General features: G+C 67.6%; 20 protein-coding genes and 1 tRNA gene. 14 read left to right on the top strand and 7 right to left on the bottom strand.

Annotated features, from left to right (window positions below; genetic code table 11):
* Positions 1 to 37: 37 nt before the first annotated feature.
* Positions 38 to 2,143 (bottom strand): beta-galactosidase, encoded by a 2,106-nt coding sequence (locus E3T61_RS02280; protein ID WP_241992350.1) that lies wholly within the window; start codon positions 2,141 to 2,143, stop codon positions 38 to 40.
* 192 nt (positions 2,144 to 2,335) lie between these two features.
* Here E3T61_RS02280 and E3T61_RS02275 point away from each other — a divergent pair, with 192 nt between their 5' ends.
* A complete protein-coding gene (locus E3T61_RS02275) occupies positions 2,336 to 3,385 on the top strand; it encodes a LacI family DNA-binding transcriptional regulator (RefSeq protein ID WP_166793123.1) in 1,050 nt (349 codons plus the stop codon).
* Positions 3,386 to 3,513: 128 nt separating this feature from the next.
* On the opposite strand, the gene E3T61_RS02270 is transcribed toward E3T61_RS02275, so the two are convergent.
* Positions 3,514 to 3,598, bottom strand: a tRNA-Leu gene (locus tag E3T61_RS02270).
* A 167-nt stretch (positions 3,599 to 3,765) separates the two neighbouring features.
* On the opposite strand from E3T61_RS02270, the gene E3T61_RS02265 reads away from it, so the two are divergent.
* Genes E3T61_RS02265 through mshC form a run of 3 tightly spaced genes read left to right on the top strand, consistent with a single transcriptional unit; the run spans position 3,766 to position 7,291 of the window.
* A complete protein-coding gene (locus E3T61_RS02265) occupies positions 3,766 to 5,091 on the top strand; it encodes a M20/M25/M40 family metallo-hydrolase (RefSeq protein WP_134639306.1) in 1,326 nt (441 codons plus the stop codon).
* A gap of 51 nt (positions 5,092 to 5,142) precedes the next feature.
* Positions 5,143 to 5,997, top strand: a complete 855-nt coding sequence (locus tag E3T61_RS02260) for an undecaprenyl-diphosphate phosphatase (protein ID WP_134639305.1) — start codon at positions 5,143 to 5,145, stop codon at positions 5,995 to 5,997.
* Between the two features lie 13 nt (positions 5,998 to 6,010).
* The gene (gene mshC, locus E3T61_RS02255; protein WP_134639304.1) at positions 6,011 to 7,291 is read left to right on the top strand and encodes a cysteine--1-D-myo-inosityl 2-amino-2-deoxy-alpha-D-glucopyranoside ligase; all 1,281 of its coding nucleotides are present in this window, start codon (positions 6,011 to 6,013) and stop codon (positions 7,289 to 7,291) included.
* 85 nt (positions 7,292 to 7,376) lie between these two features.
* On the opposite strand, the gene E3T61_RS02250 is transcribed toward mshC, so the two are convergent.
* Positions 7,377 to 8,321: a PAC2 family protein gene (locus E3T61_RS02250; protein WP_134639303.1), complete on the bottom strand. Its 945-nt coding sequence runs from the start codon at positions 8,319 to 8,321 to the stop codon at positions 7,377 to 7,379.
* A gap of 83 nt (positions 8,322 to 8,404) precedes the next feature.
* Here E3T61_RS02250 and E3T61_RS02245 point away from each other — a divergent pair, with 83 nt between their 5' ends.
* The 10 genes from E3T61_RS02245 (at position 8,405) to lnt (ending at position 18,800) form a co-directional block, all read left to right on the top strand.
* Positions 8,405 to 9,154 (top strand): HAD family hydrolase, encoded by a 750-nt coding sequence (locus E3T61_RS02245; protein WP_255455641.1) that lies wholly within the window; start codon positions 8,405 to 8,407, stop codon positions 9,152 to 9,154.
* On the top strand, positions 9,151 to 10,152 hold the full coding sequence (locus E3T61_RS02240) for a tRNA (adenine-N1)-methyltransferase (protein WP_134639302.1): 1,002 nt from the start codon (positions 9,151 to 9,153) through the stop codon (positions 10,150 to 10,152). The genes E3T61_RS02245 and E3T61_RS02240 overlap by 4 nt, the downstream gene beginning before the upstream one ends.
* Positions 10,153 to 10,256: 104 nt before the next feature.
* Positions 10,257 to 11,222 (top strand): FKBP-type peptidyl-prolyl cis-trans isomerase, encoded by a 966-nt coding sequence (locus E3T61_RS02235; protein WP_134639301.1) that lies wholly within the window; start codon positions 10,257 to 10,259, stop codon positions 11,220 to 11,222.
* Between the two features lie 86 nt (positions 11,223 to 11,308).
* Positions 11,309 to 12,340: a helix-turn-helix transcriptional regulator gene (locus tag E3T61_RS02230; protein WP_134639300.1), complete on the top strand. Its 1,032-nt coding sequence runs from the start codon at positions 11,309 to 11,311 to the stop codon at positions 12,338 to 12,340.
* A complete protein-coding gene (locus E3T61_RS02225) occupies positions 12,337 to 13,368 on the top strand; it encodes a helix-turn-helix transcriptional regulator (protein WP_134639299.1) in 1,032 nt (343 codons plus the stop codon). Before E3T61_RS02230 ends, E3T61_RS02225 begins: the two co-directional genes overlap by 4 nt.
* Positions 13,368 to 13,709, top strand: coding sequence for a hypothetical protein (locus tag E3T61_RS02220; protein WP_134639298.1), 342 nt, complete (start codon positions 13,368 to 13,370; stop codon positions 13,707 to 13,709). Before E3T61_RS02225 ends, E3T61_RS02220 begins: the two co-directional genes overlap by 1 nt.
* A complete protein-coding gene (gene tatA, locus E3T61_RS02215; protein ID WP_134639297.1) occupies positions 13,703 to 13,936 on the top strand; it encodes a twin-arginine translocase TatA/TatE family subunit in 234 nt (77 codons plus the stop codon). The genes E3T61_RS02220 and tatA overlap by 7 nt, the downstream gene beginning before the upstream one ends.
* A 5-nt stretch (positions 13,937 to 13,941) precedes the next feature.
* Entirely contained in the window at positions 13,942 to 14,736 is a 795-nt protein-coding gene (gene tatC / locus E3T61_RS02210; protein WP_338145495.1) for a twin-arginine translocase subunit TatC, read from the top strand.
* An 8-nt stretch (positions 14,737 to 14,744) separates the two neighbouring features.
* Entirely contained in the window at positions 14,745 to 17,189 is a 2,445-nt protein-coding gene (locus E3T61_RS02205; protein ID WP_134639296.1) for a DEAD/DEAH box helicase, read from the top strand.
* Between the two features lie 9 nt (positions 17,190 to 17,198).
* Positions 17,199 to 18,800 (top strand): apolipoprotein N-acyltransferase, encoded by a 1,602-nt coding sequence (gene lnt, locus E3T61_RS02200; protein WP_174776972.1) that lies wholly within the window; start codon positions 17,199 to 17,201, stop codon positions 18,798 to 18,800.
* Between the two features lie 48 nt (positions 18,801 to 18,848).
* Here the strand turns inward: lnt and E3T61_RS02195 are convergent, their stop codons facing one another.
* From E3T61_RS02195 to E3T61_RS02180, 4 genes are all read right to left on the bottom strand, one after another.
* On the bottom strand, positions 18,849 to 19,211 hold the full coding sequence (locus E3T61_RS02195) for an RNA polymerase-binding protein RbpA (protein WP_130177507.1): 363 nt from the start codon (positions 19,209 to 19,211) through the stop codon (positions 18,849 to 18,851).
* A gap of 136 nt (positions 19,212 to 19,347) precedes the next feature.
* A complete protein-coding gene (locus tag E3T61_RS02190; protein ID WP_134639295.1) occupies positions 19,348 to 20,097 on the bottom strand; it encodes a glycerophosphodiester phosphodiesterase family protein in 750 nt (249 codons plus the stop codon).
* Positions 20,087 to 21,061: an SPFH domain-containing protein gene (locus tag E3T61_RS02185; protein WP_134639294.1), complete on the bottom strand. Its 975-nt coding sequence runs from the start codon at positions 21,059 to 21,061 to the stop codon at positions 20,087 to 20,089. The genes E3T61_RS02190 and E3T61_RS02185 overlap by 11 nt, the downstream gene beginning before the upstream one ends.
* A gap of 1 nt (position 21,062) precedes the next feature.
* Positions 21,063 to 21,533, bottom strand: coding sequence for an NfeD family protein (locus tag E3T61_RS02180; RefSeq protein ID WP_134639293.1), 471 nt, complete (start codon positions 21,531 to 21,533; stop codon positions 21,063 to 21,065).
* Positions 21,534 to 21,577: the final 44 nt, after the last annotated feature.

The following is a 21,577-nucleotide window of genomic DNA, read 5'->3' as shown; positions in this document are numbered from 1 at the left end:
TTCTGTGGTTGGTTGGATCGCAGGATCCCGGGGGTGCTCACTGGCTGAGAAAGGTCCTACTCGACCATGCGGTCAGTGAGACTTCTGTGCCCGTCTGGAGGACTGCTCCGGTGACGGTGTCGGAGACGGTGACCGCGAGCGTGAGCGCCTGCGGCTCCCATCCCCAGTTGAAGACGAACCAGGCGCGTCGCCCGCCGGGGAGCGCGCCGGAGGCCACGGTGACGGGCTCCGCGGTGTCTCCCGCGAGTTCGTGTCCGTGCCCGGCTGCCGCAGCCCAGCTGACGAGCCCGCTGGCCAGGGTGGGACCGGGCACGCAGCCCACGACGGTGACTCGACCGTCATCGACGGCGCGGCTTGTCACGGCGGGGAAATCGCCGAATCTCGGGTGGACGTAGCGGGCGAGTACCTCGGCGTCGTCGGCGATGAGGCCGTCGATCCACAGCCGTGCGACTGCTCCGGCGCCCAGGCGGAGCTCGTCGGACGTGGAGACGACCGGCACGTCCTGCTCAAGATTGGAGTACTCGTCATAGCGGCTGCCAGCCAGGTCGGCCAGGCGGGGCGGGGAGACCTCCACGCGGGCACGCGCTTCTTCGTCGGCATAGCCGGTGCGCGGGCCGACGATGAGATGGCCGCCGGCGGCGACGTAGTCCCTCAACAGCGCAAGATCAGCATCCGTTGTCACGTAGACCCCGGCCGCGATGAGCACCGGGAATCGGGCGGCGAGTGCTCCGGCGCCGATCTCTGTCGCCTGGGCAAGGTGGAGCAGGCGGGTTTGCCGGCCGGCTTCGATGGCCCCACGCTGGAACGCGTCGACGATTCTTTCGTAGGACTGCGCATCGGGCAGCCCGTCCGCTCGCAGGAATGGGGTGAACTGCATAGCGTTTCGGCTCGGATTGGACCAGAGGACCGCGATATCCGCATCCGGTTCGAAGCCGTCCAGCGTGGTGCCGATCCGGGCGAGTTCACCGCCGATCTCGGCGATTTCCGAGTAGACTCGGCCGGGGACCAGGCTGTGTGGGAGTACTCCACCCCAGTAGGTTTCGATCCCGTATGGCAACGTGTGCCAGTGCCAGTATTCGATCATGGCCGCCCCACGCGAAATAAACGCGTAAGCGGCCTGCTTCAGCTGGCCCGGGTACGGCGGGAAGTTGGTGTCGGAGTGTCCGATCGACTGGGCGTTCGTCTCGGTCACGAGGTAACGGCCCTGCTTCGAGGAGTACATCCGGTCCGCTTGGCGGAAGAGGGCGGGGACGCCCGTCGTGGTCCAGTCGCTCAACTGCGACAGCTCGAGCGTGGCATCAAGACGGTCCTGCATGCCGTAGTAGGGATTCCCCGCGGTGATATCCAGGGCCCGGCTCACCCGTTCGTCGTCAAGGGCAGGGCGCCCGTACTGCAAACAGGTGGTCACGAACTGGCCGGGGCGACTGTACTCGCGCACCAGGTCGGCCTGCCAGGAGATGAACTCGGTCGTGAGGTCGCTCTGGAAGCGTCGCCAGGCGAGGTCGTACTGGGGAAAAGAATTGCCGTCCGGCCGCCACAGCTGGGCCCAGTCGTTGATTCGGTGCGACCAATAGGTGAGGCCCCATTCCCGGTTGAGGGATTCCACGGTGCCGTGCCGGCTGCGGAGCCGGCTGACGAATTCTGTGAAGACATGGTCGTTGTGGAAGAGTTCGAGCCCGGGTTCGTTGTCGACCTGGAACCCGATCACGGCGGGGTGCTCGGCGTATCGTCCGACGACGGCACGGATGACGCGTTCCGCGTACCGGCGGAAGGCCGGGTGCGTGAAGTCGATCTCCTGACGACCGCCCCAGGGGATGGGTTCGCCCGTCCGGCGTTCAGCGGCGATATCGGGATGCGCGACCTGCAGCCAGGGCGGGACCGCGTAGGTCGGTGTGCCGAGGATCACCTGGATGCCGCGCCGTTGGGCGCCGTCCAACACCGGCGCCAGCCAGTCCAGGTCGAACTCGCCCTCCCGGGGTTCCCAGGTGGACCACACCGATTCTCCGACCCGGATCACGTTGATCCCGGCCTGCTGCATGAGGTCGAGATCGGTCTCGACGCGGTCCGTGAGGTGGTATTCCGGGTAGTACGCGACGCCGAAGAGAAGGCCGCTCCGGGGGTGGACGGGGAGAGCAGAGTTCACGTGATCCTCACTTCGTTGTGGGGTGTCAGGGTGGTGCCGGGCGGAGGTGATGATTGCTTATGTTTTCGACCACATTGGGTAGGATCTAGGATGTTGTCGATAACATCGGTTGTCAAGGGTCAAATCAATCCGGAGCGTCCATTGAAGGCCTGGGCCACCAACGCCCCACGACCGGCAGACGAGAGGACCGCAGTGAACACACGCGCAGATCCACTCGGAGGCGGCGGCGCCGCCACCCGCGGAAAGGCCGCGACCATTTACGACGTCGCCCAGGCCGCCGGAGTGTCCCACCAGACCGTGAGCCGGTTCCTCAGGGGGTTCGAGGGGATACGTCCGGAAACCAGGGAACGGGTCGTCCAGGCGCTCGAAGACCTGGGCTACCGCCCGAATCTCACCGCGCGCAGCCTCAAGTCGGGGCGGTCGCACCGCATCGGCGCACTCACCCACGAGATTTCGCTGGTCGGCCCGAGCCGCATCGTGGAGGGCGCGAGCATCGCTGCCCGCGAAGCGGGATACGTCCTGGACATCGTGTCGCTCGACAGTAGCAATCCTCGCGCGATCGAGGACTCCCTCGCGCTCATCACCCAGCACGATCTGGCCGGTGTCCTCGCTCTCGCCGTCACCGACGAGATGACCAGGGCCTTCGCCGCGACGGCCTTCCGCGTACCCGCCTACGTTGCCGCGGAGTCCGAGGGGGTTCCCGCTGACCCGCGAGGCATCCTGTCACGGGTCGGCCTTCCGATGCTCGTCGCGCACCTCGCCGAGTTGGGGCACCGGCGCTTCGTGCACATCGCCGGACCGTCGATGTGGTCTGCTGCGCGTAACCGCGTCCGCGACTACGAGGCGGCCCTTCACTCGAGAGGCCTCCAGTCGGTCGGCATCCTGCATGGCGACTGGTCGGCGGCCTCGGGATACCGCGCCATCAGCGAGCTCGCTCAGGTCCCCGATGCAACAGCGTTCCTCGCTGCCAACGACCAGATGGCGCTGGGGGCGATGCTCGCCTTGAAGGAACGCGGCTTCCGGATTCCGGCCGATGTCAGCGTCGTCGGTGTTGACGACATCGCCGAGGCCGCGTTCTTCGATCCGCCGCTGACCACACTGCGAAACGACTTCGAGGGCCAGGGCCGCGCCGCGGTGTTCCAGCTCCTGGCGCGGATCGGGAACACCGAGGTGGCTCCCATGTCGGTGCCGGCCCCGCTACTCGTGATCCGGCGGTCGTCGGGACCCGCTCCGCAGCGGTAGCCGAGCGCGGCGTTCGATCTGGGCGGGTCGACCCTCGCGCGTTAACGAGACAGGGCCGGATCCTAAGATCCGGCCCGTGAACTGTCTCAACCAGTTCTCGTTGACTGCTGTCTTACCAACAATCTCCGTGTCCGAGGGGGGACTTGAACCCCCACGCCCTATACGGGCACTAGCACCTCAAGCTAGCGCGTCTGCCATTTCCGCCACCCGGACTGGATGTTTTGGCCGCAGTTATGTTTTGCTGCCGGGGAATAACTTAGCACGGATCCGAAGCCCTTCCGGACACCGACGGGTTCCCCGAGCACCCCGCGGGCCGACAGTTACTCCGCATGAACCGGGTGGCCGTCTGCCGGGCCCCGATGCCCGGTAGCGTGAACTGCATGACAGCCCCTGCCCCCGCCCCCGCTTCGGCCGACACGCTCGACCTGACTGCTGAGATCGCTCGCGACCTGATCAGGTTCGATACGACCAATTTCGGTGAGGGCCGGTCCAACGGCGAGACGGATGCTGCGGAGTATGTGGCTGCGAAGCTACGCGACCTCGGCCTGGCGCCCGAGTTGTTCGACTCGGAGCCTGGCCGCACCAGCGTGGTGGCCCGGGTACCCGGCCGAGACCGCAGCAAGGGCGCCCTGGTGGTCCACGGCCACCTGGATGTGGTGCCGGCCGACCCGGCGAACTGGTCGGTGGACCCGTTCGGCGGAGTGATCAAGGACGGCATGCTGTGGGGCCGTGGTGCGGTGGACATGAAGAACATGGACGCGATGATCCTTGCCTCGTTGCAGGATGTCCTCGGTCAGGGCGGCCAGCCCGAGCGGGACCTGGTCGTGGCGTTCTTCGCCGACGAGGAGGCCGGGGGAGTGTTCGGTTCGCACCACCTCGTCAACACTCGCCCAGACCTGTTCGCCGGGGCCACCGAAGCCATCAGCGAGGTCGGCGGATACTCGATAAGCATCGGTGGCGAACGTGCCTACCTGCTGCAAACGGGTGAGAAGGCTCTCATCTGGCTCAAGCTCGTGGCACACGGTCCGGCCGGGCACGGCTCCAGACTGGTGACCGACAACGCCATCACCCGTCTCGCGGAGGCCGTGGCGAAGGTCGGCCGTCGCCAGTGGCCGATCCGCCTGACGAACACCACCAGAGCGCTGCTCTCCGAGATCGCCCGGATATTGGGGGTCGAGCCTCAGTCGATGGGCCCGGACGAGCTGGCCCTGGCGACCGGCACCGCGTCCGGGTTCATCCAGGCGAGCCTCCGCACCACGATGAACCCGACGGTGCTGCAGGCCGGTTACAAGCACAACGTCATCCCCGACCGTGCGGAGGCCCTCATCGACGTGCGCTCCCTGCCGGGTGAGGAAGACGCCGTCTTGGCCGAACTGGCCGAACTGGTCGGCCCGGACATCGAAATCGTGGTGATGCACCGCGATGTGGGGCTTGAGACCGAATTCGCCGGCCCGCTGATCGACAAGATCGTGTCGACCCTCGAGATCCACGATCCCGGCGCGCCAGTGCTGCCGTACCTCATGCCCGCCGGGACCGACAACAAGGCGCTGAGCAAACTGGGCATCAAAGGATACGGCTTCGCCCCGCTGAAGCTCCCAGCAGATTTGGACTTCCCCGCGCTGTTCCATGGCGTTGATGAGCGGGTGCCGCTGGACGCATTAGTGTTTGGCAGGACGGTTTTGACCGATCTGCTGTCGACGTACTAGCCCACTGTCGCGCTACCGGCCAGCACACAGCACAAGCGAAACGAGTATCACGTGGACTTCATCAATGCGGTCATCCTGGGCCTGGTTCAGGGCCTGACCGAGTTCCTGCCGGTCTCCTCCAGCGCCCACATCAGCATCGTGGGCCAGTTCCTCGGCACCGGAGAGGACCCCGGCGCCCGGTTCACCGCGATCACGCAGATCGGCACGGAGGCCGCCGTCGTGATCTTCTTCTGGCGTGACATCGTGCGCATCATCGGCCAGTGGGCCAAGTCCCTGGTCGGCAAGGTGCCGCGCGGCGACGACGACGCCAGGATGGGCTGGCTGATCATCCTCGGCACCCTGCCCATCGTCATCCTGGGCCTGCTCTTCCAGGACCAGATCGAGACCAGCCTGCGCAACCTCTGGGTCACAGCGATCATGCTCATCGCCTTCGGTGTCCTGCTTGGCATCGCCGACTACGTCGGGGCGAAGCGTCGTCAGCTGGGCGACATCACCGTCGGGCACGGCATCGTGTTCGGTTTCGCGCAGGCGCTTGCGCTCATCCCGGGCGTCTCCCGTTCCGGCGGCACCATCACGGCCGGCCTGTTCCTCGGCTACGAACGCGCCGCGGCCGCCCGCTACGCATTCCTGCTCGCCATCCCCGCCGTTCTCGGCAGCGGCTTCTACCAGGTGTACAAGTCGATCAAGGAACCCTGCGTCACCGCCGCCGCGAACTGCACGCCGGAGTTGTTCGGCCCGTGGGAGACCCTCGTCGCCACCGTGGTCGCTTTTGTCGTCGCTTTGTTCGTCATCGGCTTCTTCATGAACTACATCTCCAAGCGCAGCTTCCTGCCGTTCGTCGTGTACCGCATCGTGCTCGGCGTCGTCGTCATGGTCCTGCTCGGCACCAACGTCATCACAGCGTAGTTAGGCTGGGAACATGCGCGCCTGGTCACATCCCTTCATCCCGTCGATCCCGGGAACGTCCGACGCTCCTCGCCTGCACGACACGGCGACGGACTCGATCGTCGAAGCCAAGCCCAGCGATGTGGCCAGGCTGTACGTCTGTGGGATCACCCCGTACGACGCCACCCACCTGGGCCACGCGGCCACGTACCTGGCCTTCGACACTCTGCAGCGGGTCTGGTTGGACGGCGGCTACCGGGTGCACTACGCCCAGAACGTCACCGATGTCGACGACCCGCTCCTGGAGCGGGCCACGGCCACCGGCGTCGATTGGCGCGAGCTCGCCGCGTCGCAGACCGATTTGTTCCGGGCCGACATGGAGTCCCTCGGCATCATCCCGCCGAACGACTTCGTGGCCGTGACCGACGTCATCGACGACATCAGCGCCGCGGTGCTGCAGCTTCGCGAGTCCGCGCTGGCGTATCGGGTCTCAACGCCGGATGCGTTGCCGACGCCCGACGGGCCCGGTGCCGACCTGTACTTCGACATTCGGGCTGCCGAACGCCAGGCACCGTGGACGCTCGGCGAGGAGAGCAACCTCGACGTCGAGACCATGCTCACCCTGTTCGCCCAGCGCGGCGGTGACCCAGACCGCGCCGGCAAGCGTGACCGGCTCGATCCGCTGCTGTGGCGTGCCGCCAGGGCGGGGGAGCCGGCCTGGGAGTCGCCCGTCGGCGCCGGTCGGCCAGGTTGGCACATCGAGTGCTCGGTGATCGCTCTCGCGGAGCTCGGCACCGATTTCACCGTGCAGGGCGGCGGCAGCGACCTGATCTTCCCGCACCACGACATGAGCGCCGGCCACGCCGCCGCGCTGAGCGGGCATCCGCTGGCCAAGGTGTATAGCCACACGGGCATGGTCGCCTACGAGGGCGAGAAGATGAGCAAGTCGTTGGGCAACCTGGTGCTCGTCTCCAGGTTGCGGGCCGCGGGCAGCGACCCGCGGGCGATCCGCCTGGCCCTCTTGGCGCAGCACTACCGCACCGACTGGGAGTGGACCGCCGCGCAGCTCGCCGACGCCGAGGCCAGGCTGGCCGCGTGGACGTTGGCCTTCGCCCCGAGCGACGCCGCCGCTGGCGCGGCCGTGTCGGCCTTCGAGAGCGCCGCCGCGGTCGTCGAACGGATGCGTGCAGCGCTGGTCGACGATCTCGATACCCGGGGTGCCCTCGCGGCCGTGGACGAAGCCGTCGCTGCCGGAGTGGACGACCGTGCCCTCATCGCCGCCGCGATCGACGCGCTGCTCGGCGTCAAACTGTAACCACCCCACGAGTTGCCCATCTCTGGACGAGTTGCTCCGCAAGAGCGGGGCACCTCGTCCACACGGGGGCAACTCGGTGGATCGGCTAGGGCTGGCGAGGCTCCGGACCGGATCCGGGCCGGCCGTCGGCCCAACCGTCCCGACCGTCGCCGCGCTTGCGCAGGTACTTCTCGAACTCCTGGGCGATCGCCTCGCCGCTCGCCTCCGGCGAGTCGACGGTGTCCCTGGCCTGCTCAAGCTGGCCGATGTACGACGACATCTCGTCGTCTTCAGCGGCGAGGGCGTCGATACCCGTTTCCCATTCCGAGGCGTCGGTGACGAGATCGCCGCGGGGGATGACCACGTCGATGATCTCCTCGAGCTTGTCGATCAGCGCGAGCATCGCCTTGGGGGACGGCGCGTTGTGCACGTAGTGCGGCACCGACGCCCAGATCGACAGGCTCGGAATCCCGACGGTCTCGGCCGCGGAGGCCAGCACGCTGAGGATGCCGACCGGGCCCTCGTAGCTGCTGCGCTCGATCTGCAGCTCGGCACGGACCTCGGGGTTGTCACTGGAGACGAAGATCGAGATCGGCCGGGTGTGCGGCACATCCGCCAGCATCGCGCCCAGGAAGACGATCCCGGTCACATCGGCCGCGAGGGCGGAATCCAGGATTTCGGCCGTGAAGCTCTTCCAGCTGCGCGACGGTTCGGTGCCGATGAGCAAGTAGATGTTGCCGACGTTGCTGCCGCTCACCTTCAGCTGGGCGTCCTCGGCCAGCGGCAGGCCGCTGCTGCCGGGAACTGCCGGACCGTACATGACCGCGCTGGGCCATTCGATCACCCGGTGGCCGTCTTCGTCGGTGGAGATCGTGGGACGGTTGAACTGGTAGTCGAAGTACAACTCGGGGTCGATGCGCTTGACCTCGGCCACGTCGAGAAGGTCCTTCAGCGTATTCACGGCACCCGTTGCGGCTTCACCCGCATCGTTCCACCCTTCGAAGGCGACCACCAGGAGACGCCCGCTGAGGAACCCATTGCCGTCTGTCACTTGCGTAAAACCTCGTGTATTCCGGCCACCAGGACGAGGTGGCCTCCTTCAAGGATAGGCCGTGCCCCCTAAACTTGAACCCCGTGACTCTGATCCCCGCTTTCTCGTCCCCGCCAGCTGCCGTTCTCTGGGACATGGACGGCACCCTGGTCGACACCGAACCGTACTGGATGCGAGCCGAACACGAGCTCGTTGAGTCGTTCGGCGGCACCTGGACCCACGCCGACGCGATGCTCCTGGTCGGCTCAGGTCTGCTCGGGTCAGCCGCCATTCTGCAGAACCGGGGCGTGAACCTGGCCGCGGAGGCGATCGTCGACCTGCTCACCACCCGGGTGCAGGAACAGCTCGCCTCGGCGGGCATCCCGTGGCGCCCCGGCGCGCACGAGCTGCTCACCGAACTGCACACCGCGGGCGTGCCGATGGCCCTGGTGACGATGTCCGAACAGCGGATGGCCCGCCAGATCGCCGGGATCGTCGGCTTCGACGCCTTCACCACGATCGTCTCCGGCGACATGGTGCAGCAGAGCAAGCCGCACCCGGAGTCCTACCTCACGGCAGCCGACGAGCTCGGCGTCGACGCCGGGCACTGCGTCGCCATCGAGGATTCGCTGCCCGGTGTCGCCGCGGCCGTCGCGTCCGGCGCCGTCGTGGTCGCGGTGCCGCACATGGTCCCGATCCTGCCCAGCGAGCACTACACAGTCCTGGACACCCTGTCCGGCACCACCCTGGCCTGGCTGAACGAGCTCTACGGCTCCCGCCGGTCCGCCCTTCTCTCTCCCCTCAGCAGCACCGAGGTCCGCCCCACCACACCCAAGGACGCAACACGCGAATGAGCGACAACCAGGTCATCCAGAACAGCGGTCCGTTCCGCGCCGGCGACAGAGTGCAGCTGACCGGCCCCAAGGGCAAGCTGAACACCATCACGCTCGAACCGGGCAAGACCTTCCACACCCACAGGGGCATCCTCGAACACGACGACATCATCGGCCTGCCCGACGCCTCCGTCGTCACCAACAACGTGGGCGTCGAGCACCTCGCCCTGCGTCCGCTGCTCATCGACTTCGTGATGAGCATGCCGCGCGGCGCGGCCATCATCTACCCCAAGGACGCCGCCCAGATCCTCGCCCAGGCCGACATCTTCCCCGGCGCAACCGTGGTCGAGGCCGGGGTCGGCTCCGGCGCGCTGTCGCTCTGGCTGCTGCGTGCGATCGGCCCGGCCGGCACCCTGGCCTCCTTCGAACGCCGTGAGGAGTTCTCCGATGTGGCCAGGGCAAACGTCGCCACCTTCCTCGGCGCCGACCCGCAGAACTGGACCATCACCCTGGGCGATCTCGCCGACACGCTACCGGAGACGATGCCCGCGCAGTCCGTTGACCGGGTGGTGCTGGACATGCTCGCTCCGTGGGAGTGCATCGACGTCGTCTCCGACGCCCTCAAGCCCGGGGGAGTCCTGCTCTGCTACGTGGCCACCGTCACCCAGCTGTCCCGCGTCGCCGAGGCGATCCGCGCCACCGGCAATTACACCAACCCCGACTCGCACGAGACGATGGTGCGCGGCTGGCACGTGGAGGGACTCGCGGTCCGCCCTGACCACCGGATGATCGGGCACACCGGCTTCCTCATCACTGCCCGCCGGCTCGCGCCGGACACGATCCTGCCCGAACTCAAGCGCCGCCCGTCCAAGACCGACTTCAGCGACGCGGACGTCGAGCTGTGGACGCCCGGCGCCCTCGGCGAACGGTCCGTCAGCGCCAAGGTGATGCGCAAGCGCAATCGCACGGCCGAGAACGGTGCAGCGCTCTCCAAGGCTCGCGACCTCGACGCCGGATAGGATGGGTCTGGCTTGCCGCCCGCACCAGCGGTTTCCGCCAGCACTCACCCCGCAACTCACTCGACGGCACCACGCTGCCGCCTCCCGTACCGAAATGAGGACCCGTGCGTAAAGTTCCCGCACTTATCGCAACCGCCGGCCTGGTGCTCGCGACCCTGACCGCATGCAGCCCCGGCCCCGCGAACGCCGACTGCACCGCTCCGGTGTCCTCCGGAGACGCGTCCAAGCTGGTGTCGGTGACGGGAGAGATCGGCTCAGCACCCACGGTCGACTTCCCGACCCCGCTCAAGACCGACGCCACGCAGCGCAGCACGATCATCGAAGGTACCGGGCCGGGCCTCGTCGAAGGTCAGAAGGTGCAGGTCGACCTCAGCGTCTTCAACGCCACCACGGGGGAGTCCATCGAGCAGAGCAGCTACGACGGCACCAGCATGGCCAGCTTCGTGCTCAACGACCAGACTCTCACCGGCCTGACCGACGGTCTACTCTGCGCCCAGGTCGGGTCGCGGGTCGCCGTGGTCGCCTCGGCCGAGGATGCCTTCGGCCCGGCCGGCGGCAACGCCGACATCGGTGTCGCCGCCGACGACTCGCTCGTGTTCGTGCTCGACGTCGTGAAGTCCTACCTCACCCGCGCCGACGGAGCCGACCAGCTTCCCGTCGCCGGACTGCCCGCCGTGGTCCTCGCGGAGGACGGCACCCCGGGCATCACCATCCCCTCGGCCAAGCCGCCGACCGACCTGAAGGTCGGCGTGCTCAAGAAGGGCGACGGCGAGACCGTCACCGACGGGTCAACGGTCACCGTGCACTACACCGGCGTCGTCTGGGACACCAAGGAGGTCTTCGACTCCAGCTGGGCCGCCGGCGCTCCGGCCGCGTTCGTCGCCGCTGACGGTTCGACCACCGAGGGCGGTGTGATCCCCGGCTTCGCCAATGCCCTGATCGGCCAGACCGTCGGGTCGCAGATCGTCGCCGTCCTCCCGCCCGACCAGGCCTACGGCGACCAAGCAACCGACACCATCCCGGCCGGTTCCACCCTGGTCTTCGTCGTGGACATCCTCGGCGTCGACTGACACACCCACCCGAAGCCTCCCCGCCCGTCTCGCGTTCCCCGCGGGATGGGCCGGGAGGCCGGCGCACCACCGATAGAATCGCGTACGTGTCGCCCACTCCTGAACAGCCGCATCCCGTCACTGTCGAGGAACGCCTCTTCAGCCTGGTCCTTGCGCTCATCGCCACCCAGATCGGCCTGACCAAGACCGATATCCTCTCGACCGTGCAGGGCTACCGGCAACGCTTTCGGGTCGGCGCCGACAATGCCAGTCTTGAGCGGCAGTTCGAACGGGACAAGGACGACATCCGCGAGCTCGGGATCCCGCTGGAAACGATCGAGTCGCCCGATGACCCGGGCAGCAACCACCACCTGCGCTACCGGATCCCCAAGGGGCTCTATGACCTGCCGGCGGACATCGCGTTCTCGCCCGACGAGATCATGCTGCTCAAGCTCGCCGCCGCGGTCTGGCGCGAGGGCTCGCTTTCGGCCGAGTCCCGCCGCGCGCTCACCAAACTCAACTCGCTCGGCATCGATTCGAGCGACCCGGTCATCGGGTACGCGCCGTCGCTGCGGGCCCGCGAACCGTCCTTCGAGCCGCTGGGCAAGGCCATGGACCGCGGCCAGGTCGTCGCGTTCCTCTACCTCAAGCCGGGCGAGAGCGCACCGCGCCGCCGGGTCGTCGCCCCGCTGGCCGTCGTGCTGCACGAGGGCCGTTGGCACCTGTACGGCGCCGACCAGGATGCCGGCGCCACCCGCACCTTCTTGCTCTCCCGGATCGTCGGCCCTGTCGTGACCGTGCCCGGCGTCCTCATCCAGCGAGCCGACGACGGCCAGGGGGACCGCGCCCTCGCCGAACTGGACGCACTGTGGCGGGCCCAGGTCGCGCTGATCACCGTCGAACCGGGGTCGGATGCCGCTGTGCGGCTGAGCAAGCGCGGCGAACCCGGCGGCGCCGCCGAAAGCGTCGAACTCCACTACACCGATGTCAACATCCTCGCCGACGAACTGGCCGGCTACGGACCGGAGGTCTACGTGCTCTCCCCAGCCACCCTCATCGACGCGGTCCTCGACCGCCTGCGCCGGGTACGTGACAGCCACCAGCCGCTGACGAACCCGGACGAGGAGGCCGCACGATGACCGCCAAGCCGGCGGCATTGGGCGCCTCGGACAAGCTCACCTTCCTGCTCTCCCTTGTCCCGTTCCTGATGGACCACGACAGGGTCAGCGTCACGGCAGTCGCCGACCACTTCGGGGTCTCCCCGGAGCGGGTGCGGGATGCCGTCAACCTGATCGCGATGTCCGGCGTGCCGGGGGAGACCCGGCAGTACCTGCACGGTGACCTGTTCGACATCCAGTGGGACGAGTTCGAGGCCAACGACAACATCGTGCTCACCCACCTGGTCGCCATCGACGATTCGCCGCGCTTCTCGGCGCGGGAGGCCGCGGCGCTCATCGCCGGGCTGCAGTATCTGTCCGCGCTGCCCGAAAACGGCGACCGGGATGCGATCGCCACCCTGATGGCCAAGCTCACCCGCAGTTCGACGGGCGCGCCCAGCCAGCTCGCCGTGTCGCGAACCGACGCCGACGTGACCATCTCGGTCATCCAAGCGGCCGTGCGGGCGGGCACCCAGGTGGAATTCGACTACCTGAACTCCCGCGGCACCGCCGAGCATCGCTGTGTCGACCCGTTGCGGATCGAGTCCGTCGACAACGCCTGGTACCTGCGCGGCTGGTGCCACCTGCGAGAGGCCATGCGCACTTTCCGGCTCGACCGGATGAGCGACCTGCGCTCCACCGATGTGCCCGCGGACTCGCACGACGACGGCGCCCCGCTCCCGGACACCCTGTTCGAGGGCTCCGCCGACGACCTCACCGTCACGATCGAGCTTCCGGAGGCTGCCCTCGGGCTCCTCGCCGACTACGGCCCAGTGCCCGTCGCGCCTGGCGCCGCCGGGCAGCACTCCAGGGCCCAGCTCCGGGTGTCCCACTTCCACGGCCTCAAGCGACTCGTCGCCGGCCTGGCCGGCGTGGTCACCGTGGTGGACCCTGGTCCGGCCAGGCAGACCGTCGCCGATTGGGCCGCCGCCGGCGCCGCCCGCTACGACAATGACCCTGCCGGCGGCGCCCGAATCGACGATGACCGGGCTGACGGGACGTCGGCCTGATGCCGGTCTGGTCCTGGATCCTGATCTGGACGCTGCTGGTCGCCGGCCTCCTCACCATGCTGGCCTGGTTCGGCGTGCGGCTGTTCCGCAAGCTGACGGCCACCTTCGGCGCCCTCGAAGACCTGGGAGACCAGCTCGCCGAGCTTGACCTGGATGCCGCTGTGGCGCCCGCGCCATTCCATCCGGCCGTCTTCCAGAACAGACGGGAGCTGGCCGCCGCGATCGATCAGGCCCGCATCCAGCGGGCCTACCGGCGGGCGCTCCGTCGGGATCTCTCCATCAGCCGGGGTAAACTGTTGCAACACACTCCCTACGAACCAGAGGATCGACCCTCATGTTGAGCAATCTGACCGGATGGCATTTCCTGATCATCCTCGTCGTCATCCTGCTGTTGTTCGGTGCGCCCAAGCTCCCCGGCCTCGCCCGCAGCCTCGGCCAGTCGATGAAGATCTTCAAGAGCGAGATCAAGAGCGACACCGTCGACGAGCCCGCCGGAACGCCGGCACAGCCGGATTCAGCTGACGGGACAACACGGCCCGTCGGCCCGGGCGACCAGACGAAGTCCTAACTCCCGTGGCCGTACGCACCACCAAGCGTGCGAACCGTGCCGGCACGATGTCGCTCGGCCAGCATCTGATCGAGCTCAGGAAGCGTCTCTTCCGCGCTGCCGCCGGTATCCTCATCGGCGGCATCATCGGCTGGATGCTCTCCGAGGGCGTCTGGAGTGCCCTGCGCGAACCCATCTACGAGATCATCGAGGCACAAAACCGGAATGCCCAGATCAACTACCCGGACATCACGTCGGCCTTCGACCTGCGGTTGAAGATCGCGTTCTACGTCGGTCTGGTCGTCTCCAGTCCGGTCTGGTTGTATCAGATCTTCGCTTTCCTGATGCCTGGCCTCACCCGCGGTGAGAAGAAGTACGTCTACGGCTTCGTGCTCACGGCGGTTCCCCTATTCCTCGCCGGTTGTGCGGCCGGTTGGTACGTGCTGCCCCAGATCGTCGGCCTGATGACGAGCTTCGCGCCACCTGAGGACGCGGCATTCATCAACGCGCAGAATTACCTGGACTTCACCCTCAAGCTGCTGGTCGCGATCGGGATCGCCTTCGTGCTGCCCGTCTTCGTGGTGCTGCTCAATTTCGCCGGAGTGATCAGCGCCGCCTCGATCATCAAGTCCTGGCGCATCGCCGTCCTGGTGATCATCCTCTTCACCGCCATCGCCACCCCGGCCGCCGACGTGATCTCGATGTTCATGCTCGCGGTGCCGATGATCGTGCTCTACTTCGCCGCATACGGAATCGCCTTCCTGCACGACAGGCGCGCCGCCCGGCGTGCACTCGCCCTCGAACGGGAGTTGGCGCACTAGCGCACCAGATGACAGACCTTCAGTCACCGGCGGACCGGTACACGGCAGCCCGCCTCCGGGCGCAGAACCCGAAACTCGAGGCTTTCCGGCGCGGCTTGCGGTTCGACCTGGATTCGTTCCAACTCGCCGCCGGCGCCTCCCTCGAGGCCGGCAACAGTGTCCTGGTTGCCGCCCCCACCGGCGCCGGCAAGACCGTCGTGGCCGAGTTCGCGATCTATCTGGCCATGCAGCAGCCCACGGCCAAGGTCTTCTACACCGCACCGATGAAGGCGCTGAGCAACCAGAAGTTCCAGGAGCTCGTCGCCGAGTACGGGGCAGACCAGGTGGGCCTGCTCACCGGCGACACCAACGTCAATGCCGGCGCCCGGATCGTGGTGATGACCACCGAAGTGCTGCGCAACATGCTCTACGCCGACTCCGACCTGCTGCACAACCTCGCCTTTGTGATCATGGACGAGGTGCACTACCTCGCCGACCGCTTCCGCGGGGCGGTCTGGGAAGAAGTCATCATCCACCTGCCGCAGGCGGTGCGGATGGTGTCGCTGAGCGCGACGGTCTCCAACGCCGAGGAGTTCGGCGACTGGCTGCAGGCCGTTCGCGGCGACACCGACGTCATCGTCTCCGAAGAACGGCCGGTGCCGCTGGACCAGCATGTGCTGGTCAAGAGCAAGATGCTCGACCTGTTCGACTCGTCCGGCCTGGCCGCGACCCACCGGGTGAACCCTGAGTTGGTCCGGCTGGCCCAGTCCGGTGGCCGCCCGCTCTCGGACCGGTCCGGCGGTGGCCGCCGCGGGCCGAACCAGAGCCGGTATCACCAGCAACGCGCGCAGGCCGAGTCCGGGCGCATGGACCGCGCCGAAATCGTGCGGATGCTCGAGGGCAAGCACCTGCTGCCGGCGATCTTCTTCATCTTCAGCCGGGTCGGCTGCGACCAGGCCGTGCGCCAGGTCCTCCGCGCCGGCGTGCGCCTGACCGACACCGCCGAACGCGAGGAGATCCGGCAGATCGTCGACGAACGCTGCCGCACCCTGCTCGACGAGGACCTCGCGGTGCTCGGTTACTGGGAATGGCTGGACGGGCTGGAACGCGGCGTGGCCGCCCACCACGCCGGCATGCTGCCGGCGTTCAAGGAAGTCGTCGAGGAACTCTTTCAGAAAAAGCTGGTCAAGGCGGTATTCGCCACCGAAACGCTGGCGCTGGGCATCAACATGCCCGCCCGAACCGTGGTCCTGGACAAGCTCGAGAAGTTCAATGGCGAGGCGCGGGTGCCCATCACACCGGGGGAGTACACCCAGCTCACCGGCCGGGCCGGCCGCCGCGGCATCGACGTTGAGGGGCACGCCGTCATCCAGTGGCAGCAGGGCCTGGACCCGCAGGCCGTCGCGTCCCTGGCCTCGCGGCGCACCTACCCGCTGAACTCCAGCTTCAAGCCGACCTACAACATGGCCGTGAACCTCATCGACCAGTTCGGCCGGGAGCGCACCCGGGAGGTCCTGGAGTCCTCCTTCGCCCAATTCCAGGCGGACCGTGCCGTCGTCGACCTGGCCCGCCGGGTGCGGCAGCAGCAGAGCTCGCTCGACGGATACGCCACGTCGATGGCCTGCCACCTGGGCGACTTCACCGAATACTCCGGTATCCGGCGGCGCCTGAGCGACCTCGAACGGGAGAACGCCGCCGCGGACTCGAACGCGCGCGGCCGGGACCGACGACAGAAAGAACTGGCCGCGCTGCGCAAGCGGATGCGAGCGCACCCCTGCCACAGCTGCCCCGAGCGCGAGGCGCACGCCCGCTGGGCGCAGCGCTGGTGGAAACTTACCAGGGAGACCGAGGCACTGACCAGCCAGATCACGGCCAGGACCGGTGCCGTCGCCCGGGTCTTCGACCGGGTGACCGATGTGCTTCTCGGCTTCGGCTACCTCGTACCCGGTGAGGGCCGCGCCGTGACCCTGAGCGAAAGCGGCCGGATTCTCCGCCGGATCTACGCCGACCGGGACCTGCTCGTGGCCGAGTCCCTGCGCCGTGGCCTCTGGAACTCGCTCGATGCGCCCAGCCTGGCCGCGATGGCCTGCGCCCTGGTCTTCGAACCCCGTCGTGACGAGGGCGAGACTCACGAACGATTCCTGCCCAAGGGCTCGTTCCGGCCGGCGCTGGATGCCACGCAGATCCTCTGGAGTCAGCTCGACGACCTCGAACGCGACCACAAACTGCCCGGCAGCAACCCCCTCGCCGGCGGCCTGAGCCTGGCGATGTGGAAGTGGGCGCGCGGGGACTCGCTCGGCCTGGTCCTGGAGGAGGCGGAGATGGCCGCCGGCGACTTCGTCCGGTGGACCAAGCAGACCATCGATCTGCTCGATCAGCTCTCGCTCGTCGCAGACGGCCCGGTCGGCCGCACCGCCCGGGTGGCGATGGACTCCATCCGCCGGGGCATCGTCGCGTATTCCTCGGTCGCTTAGGCTGTTGAAGTGAAGACAGGTCTACAGCGCAGCACCGGCCTGCCCCTCTGGGCGGCGCTCCTGCTTGCCGTCGGCGCCGGCGCCATCCTGGACGGGGCCTTCCCGGATCGATCCTGGTGGTTCCTCGCTCCGGTCGGGGTGGCCCTAATGCTCCTGGCCCTGCTGGGGCGGGGGCTCTGGACCGGCCTCGTCGTGGGCCTGGTGGCCGGCCTGTCGTTCTGGCTGATCCACATCAGCTGGCTCACCCTTTACCTCGGCCCTGTGCCGTGGCTGGCGCTGGCCGGACTCCAAGCGATCTTCTTCGGGGTGGGCCTGGCCCTCACCGCGGTGGTCCTGAACCTCGGACCGAGGGTCTGGCCCTCCGTCACCGGGCGGCTCGGTGTCCTCCCCGTTGTCGTCGCCGGGTTGTGGACGGCCCGCGAGGCGATCTCGGCAGTGTGGCCCTACGGCGGCTTCGCGTGGGGCCGCGTCGCCATCTCCCAGTCGGAGAGCCCGTTCAACGGGCTCGTCGCCTGGGTCGGAATGTCCGGTCTCAGCTTCGTGATGGTGTGGCTGAGCGCCCTGGCCGTGCAGCTGTGCCGGGAGCCCGGTGTGCGGGTGTCGGCCAGGTCGGCGATCGCCGTGGCGGCTGTCGCCCTCCTGCTGGCATTCCCGGCCTGGCCGACCCTGCAGAGCGGCACAGCCCGCATCGCCGCCGTGCAAGGGGCCTCGGATGCCGGCCTGTTCGCCCAGAACGCACCCGGTCAGATCCTGAACGACCATATCTCGGCCACCCTGCCGCTCGTGGGCGAACAGGTGGACTTCGTCGTCTGGCCGGAAAACGGCATCGACGTGGACCCGCTCCGATCGGCAGATTCGGCCAGGGCGGCCGACTACATCAGCCGGGTCATGGACGCCCCGCTGATCGCGGGCACCATCACCGAGCGCGACGGCAAGTTCTACAACACCTCACTGCTCTGGAAGGCCGGCGAGGGCGCCGTCGACCTCTACGACAAGGTTCACCCGGTTCCCTTCGCCGAGTACATGCCGGACCGGGCCTTCTGGCGGCCGTTCGCCCCCGACCTGATCGACCTTGTCTCCCGCGACTACGAAATCGGCACCAGGGACAACGTCTTCGACATCGACGGCATCATCGCCGGCATCGCCATCTGCTTCGATATCGCCGATGACCAGCTGGTGCACGAGATGATCCGCGACAACGCCGAGATCATCCTGGCCCAGACCAACAATGCAGACTTCGGTCGCACCGACGAGTCCGTGCAACAGCTGGCGATCGCCCGCCTTCGGGCGATCGAGGCCGGTCGCACCGTGGTGAACATCTCGACCGTCGGAACCAGCGCGATCATCACACCGGACGGTGAGTCACTGGACAGCCTGCCGACCTGGGAGCCAGGGGCGATGGTGCAGACCGTACCGTTGAGCGTCACGGATACGCCGGCGATGAGCATCGGCCGCCCGTTGGAGTGGTTCGTCTCCGGCCTCGGCCTTGCGGGGGTTCTGCTCTGCCTGTTCTCTGCCCGGGCGCTGGGGAAGACTGATTCCGGCCCTCGGCTGGCCGCGGTGCACCTGCGCGCCGACCGCGCCAGAATACGCAAACGGCGCCGGGGTTAGCCGGCGCCGTCAGGTATGGTGCGGGAGCAAGACTCCCGCGGGGATGGGCTACGCGCCGACCTTCTGGCCGCGACGCTGGCGAAGAACCGTGAGGCGCTCCTCCAACAGCTCTTCAAGCTCGGCCCTTGTGCGACGTTCCAGGAGCATGTCCCAGTGGGTGCGGGCGATCTTTTCGTCGGAGTGGTCGACGACCACGGGCTTCGAATCGACCAACCGGGTCGCGGTCTGGGAGCAGAATCGGCACTCCCATTCGTCCGGCGCCTCAGCCTCGGCGGAGAAAATCATCACCGTCTCGCGCTCGCACGTTGCACACAAGTACGTGTGACTCACGCGTGGGGAAAAGGTCACACCCTCTTCGCTCTGCAGGCTCTGTGAACCCAACCTCATGCCACGCAAACTACGATCTGCCATCGTGTGGTCTCCTCTCGCGATGCTCTCCTAGTTGTAAACCATCAAGCTGGACGTTATCTTTCCGTTACTGCCGTTCTCGCGGGGATCTCTCAGAATCGGCCTGCCTTCCTCGGCGTGTCGCCCTCAGCGTCGCACATTACAGGCGCGCGACCACGTGGGCGGCGAGGTCACAGCGGTCGGTGACGAGGCCGTCCACACCCAGCTCGAGCAGCCGGCCCATCAGCGCGGGGTCGTTCACGGTCCAGACGTGCACCTCCACCCCGATTGCATGCATGTGCCTGACCACCCGCGGGGTGACAATACGTAGCCGTCCGGCGTTGATCGGCACCTGGATGGCGTCGATCCCGCGCAGGATGCGGGGGAGGGCCCAGTGTTGCCGGAGGGTGAGGGCGGCCAGCATCAGCACAACCCCCTGCGCTGAGGCGGACGTCGCCGCGCCGGGGACCTCGCGGAGCACCCGGCGGCGCCGGCTCTCAGAAAAGGAGGTGAGGAGCACCCGGCGGGAGGCCGACGTCGCCCGGATGGCCCGCGCGGTCGGCAGCACAGCGTCGGCGGACTTGACGTCGATGTTGAACCGCGCCTGAGGGAAAGCGGCCAGCGCCTCCGCCAGCGAGCAGTAGTTCTGCCCCTCGCCCAGGTCGACCCGGCCGAGCTGCGCCATCGTGAGCTCGTTCACGGCGGCTCCATCGGGCAGGACCGGGTCGTGGCTGATCACGGCGACTCCGTCGCGGCTGGCGTGCACATCCGTCTCCAAGTGCGTCGCCCCGTGCGCGATGGCCTGCAGGAAGGCGAGCAGCGTGTTCTCGGGCGCCTGAGTGCTCAGGCCCCGGTGGGCCAGGATCCGCGGCCCCGGTGGTGACAGGAACGTCGCCCGGTCAGCCGTCATGGCCGCGCCCGGTGCCTTCTCCGGCCGCGGGGGAATCGGCGACGGCGCCCGGGTGGGACCCGGGGACCGGATTCGGTCCGAAGGCCCGTCCGATGCCCTTCATCGCCTCGGTCAACTCGCTCGGCACGATCCAGAGCTTGTTCGCGCTGCCGTCGGCGAGCTTCGGCAGGGTTTGCAGGTACTGATAGGCGAGGAGCTTCGGGTCGGGGTCGCCATCGTGGATGGCCTTGAAGACTGTGGTGATGGCCTCGGCTTCTCCCTGAGCGCGCAGCACGGCGGCCTTGGCCTGGCCCTCGGCCTGCAGGATCGCCGCCTGCCGGGCACCCTCGGCGGTGAGGATCGCGGACTGTTTGGTGCCCTCCGCCGTGAGGATCAACGCCCGGCGGTCCCGTTCCGCTCGCATCTGCTTCTCCATCGAGTCCTGGATCGAGTGCGGCGGGTCGATGGCCTTCAGCTCGACCCGGCCGACCCGGATACCCCATTTTCCGGTCGCCTCGTCCAGCACGATCCGTAGTTGACCGTTGATGTTGTCGCGGCTGGTCAGTGCCTCTTCAAGGTTGAGCCCGCCGACCACGTTGCGGAGCGTGGTCGTGGTGAGCTGTTCCACCGCACCGAGGTAGTTCGCGATCTCGTAGGTGGCGGCGCGTGCATCCGTCACCTGGAAGTACACGACGGTATCGATCGAGACGACCAGGTTGTCCTCGGTGATCACCGGTTGCGGAGGGAAGGACACCACCTGTTCGCGCATGTCGATGAGCGGACGCACCCGGTCGATGAACGGCACCAGGATGTTGAGCCCGGGCATCAGCGTCTTGTGGTACTTGCCGAGGCGCTCGACGACACCGGCGCTGGCCTGCGGGATGATGCGAATGGTGCGCACGAGCACCACCACCACGAAGACCAGGACGACGAGGATGAGCACCACCACGAAGATCTGGACAAGGAGCTGATCGAGACTGGGCACGTTAGGTGATCCTTTCGTCGGGGACGACAACCGCTGTGGAACCTTCGATGGCGGACACCCGCACCCGCTCTCCGGGATCGATGCGGGCGGGCGTCCCGCCGGGGGAGAGGCGGGCGGTCCAGGTCTCGCCGTTGTCGAGCCTGACCAGGCCGCCCAGGTCGGCCACAGTTGAGGACACCCGTCCGCCCATGCCGATCAGGGCGGCGACATTGCTCGGCGGCACCGACGTGGCGTTCCTGTTCATCAGGCGCAGCAATACCGGGCGGATGAGCAGCAGGAGCAGCACCGATACCGCGCCGGCGACGAGGATCTGGACCCACCAGTCCCAGCCGAGCAGGTTCGCTCCCAGCCCGGCCACACTGCCGACGGCGATCATCAGAAACGTGAAATCCAGGGTGAGCAGCTCGATGATCACGCAGACCAGGATGAACACCAGCCACACGATCCACAGGTAGTCGGTCAAATCCACCATGTCGCCGCCCCTCTAAGCGTCGGTTGCACACGACGCTAGCACTT

The organism is Cryobacterium lactosi (assembly GCF_004403945.1).
Lineage (GTDB): Bacteria > Actinomycetota > Actinomycetes > Actinomycetales > Microbacteriaceae > Cryobacterium > Cryobacterium lactosi.
The sequence above is the reverse complement of the archived record's forward strand: the minus strand, read 5'-3'. Positions and strand labels throughout refer to the sequence as shown.